Origin of the sequence: Bacillus sp. FSL E2-8887 (genome assembly GCF_038007205.1) — a bacterium.
Taxonomy (GTDB): Bacteria; Bacillota; Bacilli; order Bacillales; family Bacillaceae_G; genus Bacillus_A; species Bacillus_A mycoides.
The window spans coordinates 4,352,169-4,367,006 of record NZ_JBBOWS010000001.1 but is presented as its reverse complement, the minus strand read 5'-3'; the positions used below and the strand labels follow the sequence as shown (position 1 = coordinate 4,367,006).

The 14,838-nt window shown below is 35.9% G+C and carries 15 protein-coding genes and 1 pseudogene; 10 read left to right on the top strand and 6 right to left on the bottom strand.

Translation table 11 applies throughout. The features are described from left to right. Positions 1-48: 48 nt before the first annotated feature. Both NSQ08_RS22425 and NSQ08_RS22420 read left to right on the top strand, forming a co-directional pair. Complete coding sequence (locus NSQ08_RS22425; RefSeq protein ID WP_131246881.1) at positions 49-852, top strand: alpha/beta hydrolase; 804 nt, start codon at positions 49-51, stop codon at positions 850-852. Between the two features lie 37 nt (positions 853-889). Beyond that, the gene (locus tag NSQ08_RS22420) at positions 890-1,954 is read left to right on the top strand and encodes a tetraprenyl-beta-curcumene synthase family protein (RefSeq protein WP_113734057.1); all 1,065 of its coding nucleotides are present in this window, start codon (positions 890-892) and stop codon (positions 1,952-1,954) included. A gap of 153 nt (positions 1,955-2,107) precedes the next feature. Here the strand turns inward: NSQ08_RS22420 and NSQ08_RS22415 are convergent, their stop codons facing one another. The 6 genes and pseudogenes from NSQ08_RS22415 to NSQ08_RS22390 all read right to left on the bottom strand — a co-directional run bounded on the left by NSQ08_RS22415 (position 2,108) and on the right by NSQ08_RS22390 (position 7,510). Further along, a complete protein-coding gene (locus tag NSQ08_RS22415) occupies positions 2,108-3,409 on the bottom strand; it encodes a PepSY-associated TM helix domain-containing protein (RefSeq protein WP_340778900.1) in 1,302 nt (433 codons plus the stop codon). 155 nt (positions 3,410-3,564) lie between these two features. Beyond that, entirely contained in the window at positions 3,565-4,239 is a 675-nt protein-coding gene (locus NSQ08_RS22410) for an aspartate/glutamate racemase family protein (protein WP_340778898.1), read from the bottom strand. A 24-nt stretch (positions 4,240-4,263) separates the two neighbouring features. Continuing rightward, a complete protein-coding gene (locus NSQ08_RS22405) occupies positions 4,264-4,944 on the bottom strand; it encodes a hypothetical protein (RefSeq protein WP_002067629.1) in 681 nt (226 codons plus the stop codon). Positions 4,945-4,962: 18 nt separating this feature from the next. Further along, entirely contained in the window at positions 4,963-5,796 is an 834-nt protein-coding gene (locus tag NSQ08_RS22400) for an ABC transporter ATP-binding protein (protein WP_340778894.1), read from the bottom strand. Between the two features lie 185 nt (positions 5,797-5,981). Then, complete coding sequence (locus tag NSQ08_RS22395; RefSeq protein ID WP_340778892.1) at positions 5,982-6,554, bottom strand: class I SAM-dependent methyltransferase; 573 nt, start codon at positions 6,552-6,554, stop codon at positions 5,982-5,984. Next, positions 6,551-7,510 (bottom strand): annotated as a pseudogene (locus tag NSQ08_RS22390) (TIGR01212 family radical SAM protein). Before NSQ08_RS22390 ends, NSQ08_RS22395 begins: the two are co-directional and overlap by 4 nt. Positions 7,511-7,621: 111 nt before the next feature. Between NSQ08_RS22390 and NSQ08_RS22385 the strand changes: the two are divergent. The 8 genes from NSQ08_RS22385 to NSQ08_RS22350 all read left to right on the top strand — a co-directional run bounded on the left by NSQ08_RS22385 (position 7,622) and on the right by NSQ08_RS22350 (position 14,766). After that, the gene (locus tag NSQ08_RS22385; protein ID WP_002089099.1) at positions 7,622-7,885 is read left to right on the top strand and encodes a YtzC family protein; all 264 of its coding nucleotides are present in this window, start codon (positions 7,622-7,624) and stop codon (positions 7,883-7,885) included. Between the two features lie 15 nt (positions 7,886-7,900). Then, complete coding sequence (locus NSQ08_RS22380; RefSeq protein ID WP_001129345.1) at positions 7,901-8,050, top strand: hypothetical protein; 150 nt, start codon at positions 7,901-7,903, stop codon at positions 8,048-8,050. A 136-nt stretch (positions 8,051-8,186) separates the two neighbouring features. Beyond that, positions 8,187-9,209 carry a DUF418 domain-containing protein gene (locus NSQ08_RS22375; protein WP_340778890.1) on the top strand — a complete coding sequence of 341 codons (1,023 nt, stop codon included), beginning with the start codon at positions 8,187-8,189 and terminating at the stop codon, positions 9,207-9,209. A 247-nt stretch (positions 9,210-9,456) separates the two neighbouring features. Beyond that, entirely contained in the window at positions 9,457-10,218 is a 762-nt protein-coding gene (locus tag NSQ08_RS22370; RefSeq protein ID WP_002129519.1) for an ABC transporter ATP-binding protein, read from the top strand. 17 nt (positions 10,219-10,235) lie between these two features. After that, a complete protein-coding gene (locus NSQ08_RS22365) occupies positions 10,236-12,095 on the top strand; it encodes an ABC transporter permease (protein ID WP_340778888.1) in 1,860 nt (619 codons plus the stop codon). Positions 12,096-12,440: 345 nt separating this feature from the next. Further along, complete coding sequence (locus tag NSQ08_RS22360) at positions 12,441-13,007, top strand: tyrosine-type recombinase/integrase (protein ID WP_002143468.1); 567 nt, start codon at positions 12,441-12,443, stop codon at positions 13,005-13,007. Positions 13,008-13,041: 34 nt separating this feature from the next. Next, on the top strand, positions 13,042-13,539 hold the full coding sequence (locus NSQ08_RS22355) for a cation:proton antiporter regulatory subunit (protein ID WP_060750062.1): 498 nt from the start codon (positions 13,042-13,044) through the stop codon (positions 13,537-13,539). Positions 13,540-13,542: 3 nt separating this feature from the next. After that, positions 13,543-14,766 (top strand): cation:proton antiporter, encoded by a 1,224-nt coding sequence (locus NSQ08_RS22350; RefSeq protein WP_340778882.1) that lies wholly within the window; start codon positions 13,543-13,545, stop codon positions 14,764-14,766. Positions 14,767-14,838: the final 72 nt, after the last annotated feature.

Genomic DNA, 14,838 nt, shown 5'->3' with positions numbered 1-14,838 from the left:
GTTTTAGTGTATCAAATTATGAGAAAGAGTGAAATGGAGGAGGTCCGTATGTGGAATTATGAAGCAGAGGAAGCGAAAGCTGTAGTCGTTATCGTGCACGGCGCAATGGAATATCACGGACGTTACGAAGCTATAGCGGAAATGTGGAATCATATCGGCTACCACGTTGTGATGGGAGACCTTCCATCACATGGAACGACTTCGAGAAATAGAGGACATATTGATTCATTTGATGAATACATAGAGGAAGTTAAATTATGGGTGAAAGAGGCAAGGAAGTATCGATTACCTATTTTTATATTTGGTCATAGTATGGGTGGTCTTATTGTCATTCGTATGATGCAAGAAACGAAGAGAGAAGATGTAGATGGTATTATTTTAAGTTCACCATGTTTAGGTGTATTAACTGGACCTTCTGCTCCGCTTCGAGCTGCCTCAAAAATATTAAATGTCGTTGCTCCAAAATTGCAATTTGCAACGAATCTTACAGTGGAAATGTCCACTCGTAATCATGAAGTTCGGGACGCGATGGAGAATGATTCATTGTTCTTGCGCAAAGTATCAGTACGTTGGTATAGTGAATTGATTAAGTCTATCGAAATTGCTCATAAAAAAATAGATGATTTTCCAGATGTTCCGCTCTTGCTAATGCAGGCGTGTGAGGATAAACTTGTAGATAAAACACGTGTCCGCATGTGGTTTGATAATGTTAAAATGAGTGATAAGGCTTTTAAAGAATGGCCGAATTGTTATCACGAGTTATTAAATGAGTATGAGCGTGATGAAATTTTGAATTATATTCAGTCATTTACTGAAATACGCATCAATAACATAATAGAAACAAATAAGTAAATTATTTGTACATTGAATAGAGGAGATGAAGGAAGAAGTGAACGTACCGAGTAATCCCATAACGCTCATGGCGAAAGTATACCGTGATGTGTTTCCGGTAGTACACCATGAGCTAGCGATGTGGAAAGAGCGTGCCTACCATATTCCGAATGACGAGCTTCATAGTCAGGCAATCGCAAGTATTGAGAATAAAACGTTTCATTGCGAGGGCGGTGGCATTTTAGCGCTACTAGCAAATGAACACCGAGAGGAATGTATTCGTTTTATCGTAGCTTATCAAACGATTAGCGACTATTTAGATAATTTATGTGATCGTAGTACATCACTTGACCCGAAAGACTTTGCGGCTCTTCATGAGTCGATGGTAATGGCATTAAGCCCTGAAGTTGAAGGGGGCGGTAACTATTATCGTTATCGTGATGATCAAGATGATGGTGGTTATTTAGATGAGCTTGTTGAAACATGTCAGGATGTTTTAAAGAAAACGAAGCATTATGATAAAATCGCTCCAATTCTTCATGAACTTGCTTGTTATTATTGTGATTTGCAAATTCATAAACACGTGAAGTTAGAAGAAAGAGAACCACGCTTAAAAACATGGTTTGAAGCGCATAAAGAAAATTTACCACCGATGAGTTGGTTTGAATTTTCAGCATGTGCGGGTTCGACGCTTGGAATTTTCTGTCTTGTCGCATATGCATTTCATGATGAATTACATGATGAAGATATTGTGAAAATTAGACAAGGGTATTTTCCATACGTACAAGGACTTCACATTTTACTTGATTATTTCATCGATCAAGAAGAAGACCGTATCGGCGGAGATTTGAATTTCTGTAGTTATTATGAAAACGAGCAAGCTATATTAGATCGTATGAAACATTTTGTAGAAGAAGCAGAGAAGAGCATTGGTGATTTGCCTCATGCAAAGTTTCATCGTCTCATAAGCCGAGGATTACTTGGTATTTATTTATCAGATCAAAAAGTATCAGCGCAAAAGAATATGCACAAAATGGCACGGCGCATTGTAAAATACGGAGGGCTCACTTCACGATTCTTCTACTGGAACGGGAAGATGTACCGAAAGAAAATGGCGCAGTGATGAAGAGACCATCTCAAAAGGTATTTTGGGATGGTCTTTTCCTATTGTCGTATTTTGTAGTTAAGTCGATATAATTTCATGTGCTGTTGCAATTTTGCTCCATAATGAAAAAGGGACAGTCCAAAATTAGATTTTTTGGACTGTCCCTTTTTACTATGAGCGTATTTTTAAAAATACATATATGAGAAGTTCAATCGCGAGAATAACTAAAACAGATAGTCCGAATAAAGGCATGACAGCGCCTAGTATAACCATCATGATAAAGAAAACGAATGTACTTTTCTTATCTCTTTGCTTAGGAGGTGCTGCTAATTTTCCTTTCGGTTTTCTCGCTAACCACATTTTTACTCCGTAATAAATAAGAAGTAATAAAGATAACGTCGTTAGTAAGCATAATATTTTATTTGGCCATCCGAATAAATGTCCTTCGTGAAGTGGGATACCGTAAGTAAACCATTGTGCAAATAATCCATAATCACGATAGTCCGTTTTCGAAATAAGTTCTCCGCTATATTGATCAAAATAAGCTGTTATTTCTTCATTTGGTGCGACATGCATACCCGTAATACCGGAACCGCTTGATTTCGAAACGGTGAATACACCTTTCGGATCAGCCGGTAGTGAGATAACATATGGCTTCTTTATTTCAATTCCTTTTTGTAATTCATCGACAGAAATTGCTTTTGGCTCATTTGAATTCGATTCAGGAGGAGCTTCTTTTCTTGTTGCCCACGGCAATTCTTTTACCTTTGATTCAGGCGGTACCATATACAACTTTGGATATCCAATCGATTCATTCGACGATGCGATTTTATAAATTTGGTTACCCATAAATCCTGACCACGGCAATCCAGATGCGACTAACAAAACGAGTGGAATTGTAAATATAATACCGATAATAGAATGACGTCGTTTTGCTTTTTCTCGCTTATTGGATGCTGGTGTGTTTTTGAACTGGCGTATACTCATATACAACCCAGTAAAAATTAAAAAGATTGCCCAGCATGCCGCAAGCTCTACAATGTAGTTAACGACAGTACCACCAACTAAAAGAGAACTATGTAATTCCCTCATTATATTGGCAAACGTTTCACTTGCATTTTGATCTCCAACAATTTGATTATTGCTATCTAAATACACATATTTTTGTTGCCCAGTATATTCATTTGCAATAGTAAGCCTCGTATTATAATCCCCATTAAACTCACTAATTTTCGCCACACTATAATGTGGATATTTTTTCTCTGTTAAGAAAAGCGAATCAGCCATCGAAATAGACTCTGTTTGGGCGCTCTTCCCAAAATATAAATCTTTATAGATGAAATCTTCAACCTCTTCCCGAAATAAATACCCAATTCCGCTCAGTGACAATGTAATAAGAAGCGGCGTAATAAAAAGACCGGCGTAAAAATGCCACCTCCAAAAAATATAATGAAGCGAACGATTTTGTTTCATACTTCAGTTCCCCTAACCTTCCCTATATGAATAAACTACTTATTTAATATAGCGAGATTAAGTGTGATTACTTTGAAAGAATTGTGAAAAAAGTTAAAAGTTTTGGTTGTTTTTATCAAACATAAAACACATTTTAAAAAGGATGTGTTCTATGTTTATGAAGACTTTTTTATATTTGATGCATAGATCCTAACAACTGCTTTCGCAAGACATTGAGCGGAATCAACAAAGTCCTCACTCACCACCGCATTCAAATCGGTACATGCGATAATAGCGGTATCTACTTCGTCTTTTAACTGTAAAACGAGCAGACTCCATAATTTACGAGCTTCCTCAATTTCTCCGCCTTTAATACAAGTAATAATTTGATTAATCATTTCTTGCCATTGTTCATTATGAATGTACTCTATATCACGTTTTGTAATTCCATCTTGGTAAATACTTGCTTGAACAGTCGCTTCTGTTGCAAGAAGAGCGACTCTTTTTGTATTTTCAGGAATTGCTTTTAACGTCTCATCGACTATATTCAAAATAGGAATGGTAATAGAACGTTGTAATTCCTCGAAATAAAGATGCGCTGTATTACATGGCATTGCGATGAAATCTACACCAGTACTTTCAAGTTTTTGCGCTCCTTCAATAATCGCTTTTTTCATCGCCACATGATCAATAGGGCGATCCATATAAAACGGTGTTGGGCACGAATAAATCATCATATGAGGAAAGTCTATATCATGCTTTGCTCCATATATTGTTTGGCACTCTGCTACAACTGTATCGACGAATGGTCCGGTTGATTTTGGACCCATTCCTGCTAGTATTCCAATCATTGTTTAGTCCCCTTTAATATGTAATTAAAAACGTTTTCTGCGAACGAGAAAAAGAAATAAAGTAAGTAATAAAAATGAATATACGATAGCCCAAGCTGTAAGCCATAGAGTATGAGTAAGTATATTATATTTGTATTGTCCAAGCATTATAAAGCTTTCGACAGGTGGTAAAAACCATAGTAACTCTTTTTTTAACCGGATTGAGGCAATCGTCATAAGTAATATAAATGTAAGACTAAGCCAAGCGGTGCTTGCTTTCTGAATAATATTTCTAGTAAATAATGTTGCGATTGAAATTCCTAGTATAGATAAAGACATGTGAGCGAGAAATCCGACTAGAAATAAAGAAGCTGTCATTTTTTCATTAAACATTTGCAAAATAATTGGATAGATTACGGATATAAAAGATAAAACAGTACAAATAAGAAGAGCCGTAATATATTTACCAACGTATAATGCCGAAATATTATTTGTATGTGAAATAGTGATTTGTTCTTGTACAGGATCTTCAGTATGAAAAATTGTGACTGTAATCCAGGCAGATAATAAATAAAGTGCGAGTGCTGTTTCTAAGTATGTCGGTACAATGGGAGTTGGTTTATATGTATATACAAAAAGTAAGCTTATGCAGTACATCGCAATAGGAGGAATGTACTTATACGATTTTGTGTAGTCGAGAAAATGGTAACGAATAAGCGCAAACATAATAAACCTTCTTTCGATTTAAAAATTAGGCTGTAGCAGTGTGATAGATGCTTTTTTATGTAATAAAAACTGAAGCATTTCGTTTGTATATTCCTTTTCGATTTGTAATTGAATGAGGTTTTGATTTGAATTGTGTGTAACTTGTATAAATCCTGATTGCTTTTGTAGTTCTATAACTGAAAATGTTTCGTGAACAATTGCCTCAATATAGACCTGTTCTGTTGAGTTTTGCACAGAGGTATCTTCCGCAATTGTATGATTTGCTAATGTCACAATTCTATCGGCGAAGTTTTCTAGTAGTTGTTTTTCGTGACATGTGAAGAGTATAGATATGCCTTGTTGTTTTAATGAGAGTAAAATATGCTCTAATTCTTGCTGAGAGTTAGGGTCGAGCCCAGAAAGAGGTTCATCTAGAATTAATAAATGGACGTCCGTAAGTAATGCTTGCATAATGCCTGTTTTTTGTTTCATACCTTTTGAAAAGTTTCGTACAACGTAATGCTTTGCATGATGTAGATGAAAAGATTCAAGGAGCATCGGAATTTTATTTTTTAAATATTTTGTTGATAAACCGTGAATGTGGCCGAGATGATATAAATAATCCTCTAATGTAAAACGAATTCCTTCAGGAAAATGTTCAGGGACATAACCGATTTGTATATGTTCTTTTCTTTGAAGTGTCCCTGCCGTAGGTGGAATAAAGCCTGCAATTATTTTGAGTAAAGTACTTTTTCCAGTCCCGTTCCCACCAATAATAGCGAGTGCTTCTCCCTCTGGAATGGATAAATCGATGTTGTCTAGTATAAGTGATTTGCCATATTTCTTTTGAATTCCCTTTAGTTCTACTAGCAAAGTTCTATCCTTCTTTCTTCAAATATTGTATACATCCATTATATAGGAGAATAAGAAAAAGACGTGCAATGAGTGCACGTCTTTTTTTGTTATGTTTTGTCGAACAATCGATATATCTGAAAAATCGTTGATATAATTATCCCGCTATTTGCCGGACAGTAAACCTCACTGATTAAAGTTTCACTTTATCGTTTCTCAATCGCCACAATAAATGGCGGGTTATTTTGCTGGTTAATGAAGCCGTATCGCAAAACGTGAGCTTGTTTTTGATCTAATTCTTCTGCAAATTTGAGAACAGCGTCGCGTTCTACTTGTCCTTCTGGATGACCGTGATAAATAACAAGGACGATGATACCCTCTGGTGCCATTACGCCTAGTAATTGTTCGATAGCCGAGAGAGTTGAGTTCGGTTTTGTGACGATATGCTTGTCACCGCCTGGAAGGTAACCTAAGTTGAAAATTGCGCCTGTTACTTTTCCTTTTGCATCTTCTGGTAATACGGATAAGAGTGTGTCGTGACTGTCGTGAACTAAAACAGTGCGTTCGAAAAGTTCTTTTTCTTTTAGGCGGATAGTAGAGCTTTCGATTGCTTCTTTTTGAATATCAAATCCAAATACTTTTCCGTTATCTCCAATGATTTCAGCTAGGAAGCAAGTGTCATGTCCATTGCCAAGCGTTGCATCTACAGCGTAATCGCCTTCTTTAACAGCCGTTTGCAGCAGCGAGCGAGCAAACGGTAATACACGTTCTAATTTCATTTTTGTTTCTCCTCATTTGCATATTTTCCTTGCCAGCTTCCGCGGCGTACAAATTCTGCATCGATGGAATTTAATACTTCCCATTTATTTAAGCTCCACATTGGGCCAATCATTAAATCAGGCGGACCGTCACCTGTGATGCGGTGCACAATTACATCTTCTGGAATAATTTCAAGTTGGTCAACAACGAGACTTACGTAATCTTCAAGAGAAAGGAACTCGAGTTGTCCTTTTTCATATTGCTTCACCATTGGCGTTCCTTTTAATAAATGAAGTAAATGAATTTTAATTCCTTGTACGTCAAGCTTCGCTACTTCACGAGTTGTTTCCATCATCATGTCGTAATCTTCAAGTGGAAGACCGTTAATAATATGAGATCAAACTCTAATGCCATGTTTGCGTAATTTATTTACGCCTTCCACATAAGATGGATAATCGTGAGCACGGTTAATAAGATTTGCAGTGCGTTCATGAACAGTTTGTAGTCCGAGTTCAACCCAAAGGTACGTACGTTTATTTAAGTCCGCTAAATATTCAACGACATCGTCTGGTAAACAATCTGGACGAGTTGCGATAGAAAGACCGACAACGTCTTTTTCTGCTAGAAGCGGTTCGAATTTTTCTTTTAACACTTCAAGTGGTGCATGTGTATTTGTGTACGCCTGGAAATAAGCGATACATTTTCCGTCTTTCCACTTTGAGCGCATTTTTTCTTTCATTTCATGATATTGCGTTATAACATCATCGCGGCGATCACCAGCGAAGTCACCAGATCCAGCAGCACTACAAAACGTGCAGCCGCCGTAAGCAACTGTACCGTCACGGTTCGGGCAATCGAAGCCAGCATCTAATGAAACTTTAAAGATTTTTTCACCAAATTCATTTCGTAAGTGGTAATTCCATGTATGATAACGTTTATTGTCATTTGTATATGGAAAAGGGTTTTGAACCTTCATTATTTTCCCTCCTAAGACGAGTCAAAATGAAACAAAATCCATTATAACATACTCATAAGGTTCATATGGAAGGGACACACTAAAGGGGAATTGAAGCAAGGAGGGACAATTATGGCAGAGCGTCAATCACTTGAAGAGTATATTACACAGGCAGAACAAGCGGTGGAATATGCGAAAGAACAATTAGACCAAGGCATGAGACAGGAGCATTACAATACGATGGAGTATTCGGATGCTCAGTTGCAATTAGAACAAGCATATAATGATTTACAAACGATGCAACAACATGCGAATGATGAGCAACGTGAGCAATTAAATAGAGCACGTATGGCAATTCGCCAATTGCAACATCAAATGATTATTACACCGCACTAATAAGGAGTGAATGTAATGGCGAAACGTTCAGATCAAAATAATCCAGAGCAAAAAACGCAAAATGGACATAACGCTGAGTTTTCAAATGAACTTGATCCAGTTGTTCAAGTGAAACAGCGTAATAGTAAAAAGGGACAACCTCAAAGATCAAAGCAATCAGAGTAAACCAGGTCGCAATATGACCTGGTTTTATTTTGCTATATGACAATAATGTAAGATTTCTGTAAGGTTTGTCGATAGTTGTAAGCTTACTTTTCCAGTAGAGTAAGGGAGGATTTAATTTTGGACAAGGAGTTGTATTATGGGGAACAATATTACAAACAAACGAATTGATGAGTTAGATTACATTCGTGGCTTCGCATTACTGGGGATTATTTTAGTAAATATTCTTGCACTACTGAATATTAAAGTTCCAGATCCTAGTACAGTGGATGCAAGTTATCAAAGGTTTCTATACTTATTTGTAGAAGGTCGTTTCTTCTCAATCTTTTCATTCTTATTTGGAGTAGGATTCTATATCTTCATTACAAGAGCGATTGCGAAAGGGAAGAATGGATATGTTCTATTTCTACGCCGCTTAGTTGCATTATTTATTTTTGGTTTGATTCATCAAATGTTTCAGCCTGGAGAAGCACTAGCGTTATACGCAATTTGTGGATTAGTCACTTTACCATTTTATAAAGTGAAGAAGCAGATAAATTTGGTAGTCGGTCTTATTCTTACGATAGCTTTTAGTATTATGGCAGCTAAGGAATTATTACCATTAGGTTTAATTTTATTAGGTCTTGCTGCAGGACAGTACAAAGTATTTGAAAATCTTTCAGCGAAAATAAAGCAAGTCGCTATTTTTACAGGAGTTATGTTTGTTTTAAGTGTGATAGCTTTATGGTATCAATATGGGCACGTTCCTGCTAATCCATTTGTAAATATGATACTTATGACTGAGGATGGAACAATGGATGCTGCAGGTCAGTTTTTAAAAATTGGTGTTACAGTTGGACCAATTATTTCAGCTTTCTATGTAGGAGCATTAATTTTATTACTTCAGTTAAAACCAGTTCAAACTTTGTTAGCGCCACTGAAATATTATGGTCGTATGGCTTTAACAAATTATATTGGACAAACTGCAATGATTTTAATTGCAGGCAGTGTATTTAATTTTGCAGGAAACTTAACGTACATGCAGACGCTATATGTGTGTATCGCAATTTATGCAATTCAAATTATTTTCAGTGTGATTTGGATGAAAATCTTTAAAATGGGTCCATTAGAATGGATTTGGCGTGTTATTACGTATTGGACGGTAACGCCTTTAAAGAAATAAAGACAGAAATGGGCTGTTCCGCTTGTGGAACAGTCTATTTTTTTGTCAGCTTTTTGCGGTAAATCGCTAATGAAATTTTATCTACTAATGAAGAAAATGAATTTGTTTTAAAAGGATAAAAGCTAAGCTTACACACTCACCTTTTTTATATTACAAAAGTGTAAGGTAATTGTAATGTTAATAAATAGCAGTTCACCTCCAAAAGGCGCAAAATAGGTAATGGAAAAACAAGCGTAGGAGGATATATATGACGAAACCAGTTGTAGACGTGAAAAACGTTCAAAAAGTGTACGGTAAAAAAGGTGAGAATCAATCACATGCGTTAAAAGGTGTATCATTCTCAATTCAAGAGGGTGAATTTGTTGGTATTATGGGACCATCTGGTTCTGGTAAAACGACATTATTAAATGTAATTTCAACGCTTGATAAAGCAACGGGTGGCGTTGTTGAAATTGCGGGTACGGACATTACGAAAATGAAGCAAGGTGAGCTTTCTGATTTCCGTTCGCAAAAGTTAGGATTCATTTTCCAAGACTTCAACTTATTAGAGAACTTATCTATTTATGAGAACATTGCACTTCCACTTTCACTTCAAGGTGTTTCATCACGTAATATTGGACCGAAAGTAGAGAAAGTAGCGGATATGTTAGGGATTACAGAAATTCTTCAAAAGTATCCAACTGAAGTATCCGGTGGACAGAAACAACGTTCAGCAGCAGCACGTGCACTAGTGCATGAACCGGCAATTATTTTAGGAGACGAGCCAACAGGAGCTCTTGATTCGAAAAATGCAGCAAGTTTACTTGATGCGATGACAAACTTAAATGAAGAACAAGGCGTATCTATTATGATGGTTACGCATGATCCATATAGTGCAAGTTACTGTCAGCGTATTTTATTCATTCAAGATGGTGAGCTATATAAAGAAATTCACCGCGGTGGTACGCGTGAAGAATTTTATAAAGAAATTTTAGATGTGCTTGCGGACTTAGGCACACAAAAAGCGTAAGAAGGGAGGTCTAGGGCATGTTATTTAAACTTTCCATGTCAGGGCTAAAGAGTAAGCTGAAAGATTATATTGTCTTACTTGTTGGTCTTGTCATGTCGATTTCAATTTTTTATATGTTCCAAACGTTAGCGCTGAATAAAGCGTTTATCGAATCCAATTCTGTTATTAAGTCTATTGGTTTCGTATTCCAAGCAGGTTCATTTTTATTAGCAATTATAACGTTCTTCTACATTTTATATGCAAACTCTTTCTTATTATCTCTTCGTCAAAAAGAGTTTGGTATGTACATGATGTTAGGTGCAAAAAAGCATAAAGTTACATTACTTATGTTTATTGAAACGATTGTATTAGGTGCTGCGTCTCTTGCGATTGGACTTACAGTTGGTGTAGGACTTGCAGAAGGTATCGGACAGTTATTAATGAAACAATTAGAATTTGCTGGTGAAGGCTATAAGGCATTTTATCTACCATCTATGACTGTTACTTGCATTTTCTTCTTTGCGTTATTTGTATTATCAGCAATTATGAACAGTATTAAGTTATCACGTATTTCAGTACTGCAACTTGTACATGCAGATGCACAAACAGAGCGTGTTGCAGTAAAAGGTAAAATGACAGGTGTCGTTGCAATCCTTGCTGTTATTTTATTAGGAATTGGCTATGCATCAATGATTTACATGGAAAAACTAAGAGAAATGGGAATCCTTATTGCATTAATTACAACAACAGCTGGTACTTACATGCTATTTGGATCACTTCTCCCAGTTATTATTAAAAAGTTAAAGAGCAATAAAAAACGTAGTGAAAAAGGACTTAATGCTTTTACGTTTGCACAATTAAATTTCCGTATTAATAGCTTAACGAAAGTACTTGCAACGGTAGCGATGTTAGTTGCTCTTGGAGCGGGTGCAATTTCAGGTGGTATGGCGTTTAAAAATAACGTTATAAAAATGGTTGATGGTTTAGTAATATATGATTCAGTTATTCATAACCCAACAGCTGAAGAAAAGAAAATTTTAGATGGTATTACATTTAAAGAGAAAAATGAATATCGTTACAAAGTTGATAATAAATACGTTTATTATGTAAAAGAAGATTTAGAGAAAAACCCTCCTTTCGTACAAGATACAAAACAGATGGAAAGTATGAAGGATTTAGGAAAAACAAAGAAAGTTTCAGAGGAACTGCCAGTAGGTGCAGTTTCTAGAGAAATGAATGAAAAAGATGCGAGTGCTAAAGAACTTCCAGAAGAATGGAACGAGGCTTTCAGAACAATTCAGCCATTTTATCTATATGAAGATCATGCAATTAAAATTGTAGATCAGAAAATGTACGATACTGTAAATGGTAAAGAAGGAATCGTAGTTACTGGAAAAACAGACGATTTTGTAGCATACACAAAAGAATGGAAAAAACTTGACGAGTTGCAGCTAGTTAAATATAAAAATGTAAAAGCTGAAAGATTAGATAGTAAATATCAATCTTACAATGGATTCTACGGCATTGCGAGTGGAACAGTATTTATGGGATTCTTCCTTGGAATTGCGTTCTTAGCAATGATGGCAAGTTGTTTAATGTTTAAAATTCTTTCTGGTGCATCAAAAGATATTACGCGTTATCAAATGCTTCGCAAAATCGGTGTGCGCCGTGAGTTATTAACGAAATCGATTTATAAAGAATTATTCTTAGTATTCTTATTCCCAGCAATTGTGGGGATCGCTCACGTATTAGTTGGTATGAATATTTTCGGATTTATTTTAATGGATCCTTACTTCCGTATTTGGGTACCAATCGTAATTTTCGTAGTTATTTATGCGATTTATTACTTCATTACAGTTCAATTGTATAAAGGAATTGTTCTTCCAAAAGAAGATTAATAGGTAAAAAGCCGAGTGAAAGTGCTCGGCTTTTTATATTTTCAGAAAAAACACTTTAATGTTACTGAAATATATAATATAATGTAAATAAGTAACATAATATGAAAGTATCAGCAACCGAAAAATGAAAGGAGGAATCCGATCTGTAGAAAGAAGCTGAACTTGTACTCCCCCTATTTTTTCTACCCACACCGTATTTGTACAATCATAAATTTCCAAATGAAAAATTGTCGTAAGAGTATATTGTGAAAATAATGGATAATACATGGAAATCTCATAGCATGATAAGGTAAAATGGACAGGATAATGAGAAAATTACCGTTCATAAGATGAGGAGATACATGTATGGAAGTTGTAGAGGCATTAAAAGATATAAGCCAAATTGAGGCTATGAAAAAGTATTTAAAAGAGCACTCGCAGCGAGATTATCTTTTATTTGTTATTGGAATTAACACTGGATTAAAGATCACTGAGCTACTTAGTATGAAATTTGAAGAGGTATTAAATGAAGATAAGACTGTTAAAGAGTTTTATTCTCTTCCTGTGAAAGATGAAAAATTTAAACAAGATATTTATTTAAATACAAAAGTAAAAGAAGCCCTTTTAGATTACGTACAATCTATTGATGCTCAAAGAGAAAACTACGTATTTCAATCTAATAAAACGACAAATTCAATCTCACGCCAACAAGCATATCGTGTTATCCATAGCGCAGCTGAAGCGGTTGGGATTGTTGGAAAGATTGGAACGAATTCAATGCGAAAAACATTTGGATTTCATGCGTACAAAAGAGGAATAGCGATTGCGCTATTGCAAAAGCATTTTCATCACGCAACTCCATCAGAGACGCTCAAGTATTTAGGAATCTCAAAAGATGAGAAGTTTAAAACAGAGATTGATGTAGATTTGTAAAAGCCGTAACTAAAAACTTTAGGAGGCGGAAAATATGAATATTAGAGAGAGTGAACTACCGGGCATTGGATGTAAATTCGAAGTGATAACAAAAGGTAATGAAAAAATGGTTATCGTTATTCATGATGATGGCCGAAGAGAAATGTATCATTTTGATGCGGATCACGATGAGAGTATTTCAAGCATTTCTCTTCGTGATTCTGAAGCGAGACAAATTGCGGCTATATTAGGCGGAATGGTATATAGGCCGCAAGCGCTAGACACAATTGAGATGGCTTTTGAAGGATTATCAATTGAATGGTTTAAGGTGGAGAATAATGCACCAGTAGTACAACAAACAATTGGTAGCTTACATGTCAGAAAAACGTATAACGTAACGATTATTGCTATTTTGAAAAAGAATATGAAGAAGTTCTTTAATCCAGGCCCAGATTCTATCATTGAAGCTGGCGATATGCTCGTATTATCGGGCGAAAGACATGAAGTGAAAAGAATCATTAAGGAATTACTTTCGGCAGGAGGTGATTCCTAATCGATGGATACTTTAATTTTGGAAGTTGGAACTGCGTTAGTATTAGTAGCTTTTGCAGCTATCCTCGCTGCGAAGTTAAAGTTCTCGATTATTCCGTTTCTCATTATACTCGGTATGTTAGTGGGGCCTCATGCCCCAGATTTAGGACTTATCGATTTAAGGTTTATTGAAAGCGGAGAAGTTATTTCCTTCCTCGGCCGTGTAGGCGTCATATTCCTCCTATTCTATTTAGGCTTAGAATTCTCAATAAAAAAATTAATTAAATCAGGAAAGTCGATTGCTTTTGGGGGTAGTGTTCATATATCGCTTAATTTCATATTAGGTTTACTTTATGGATATGTTATGGGATTCCCCTTATTAGAAACATTAATTATTGCTGGAATTATTACAATCTCATCGAGTGCAATTGTAGCGAAAGTAATCGTTGATTTAAGAAGATCTGGTAATAAAGAGACAGAGCTAATTTTAGGAATCATTATGTTTGATGATATCTTTTTAGCTGTATATTTATCAGTTGTTTCAGGATTAGTACTCGGAGGTGCAACATCATTTGTAGGTGCTCTTACATCCGTACTAATCGCAGTAGGATATATGCTACTATTCTTTGTAATCGCTAGAAAAGCTACGCCGTTCCTAAATAAAGCATTAGATATTTCGTCAAACGAAATTTTTATTATCGTAATATTCGCTATTTTATTCTTTGTAGCAGGATTTTCAGAAACAATTCATGTTGCGGAAGCGATTGGGGCTTTATTGTTAGGACTCGTCTTTTCAGAAACAGAGCATAGTGACCGGATCGAGCATCTCGTCGTCCCGTTTCGTGATTTCTTTGGAGCTATATTTTTCTTCAGCTTCGGTTTAAGTATAGATCCGTTTTCGCTTGGAGGAGCAGTATGGTTGGCATTAGGAGCAGTTTTCATTACTCTCATCGGTAATTTTACAGCTGGAATGATTGCAGGGCGTAAAGCCGGGTTATCCCATAAGGCTTCTACGAATATCGGTTTAACACTTATATCACGTGGGGAATTCTCCATTATTGTCGCGAATCTCGGAATAGCGGGTGGCTTAATGGCAACGATTAAACCATTCTCAGCTTTATATGTTTTAATATTGGCGTCGTTAGGGCCATTATTAACGAAGGAGTCTGGGAGAATATACTCTCTACTAGACAAAATATTTAAATGGAGTGCGAAAGAAAGTGCAAAACGTAAAAAGGAAGTTGGATAACTTTTCGCGAGGGAACGATTCCATTATTTATAGATTAATATTTTACAAAGACGATTAGAATACATTCTAATC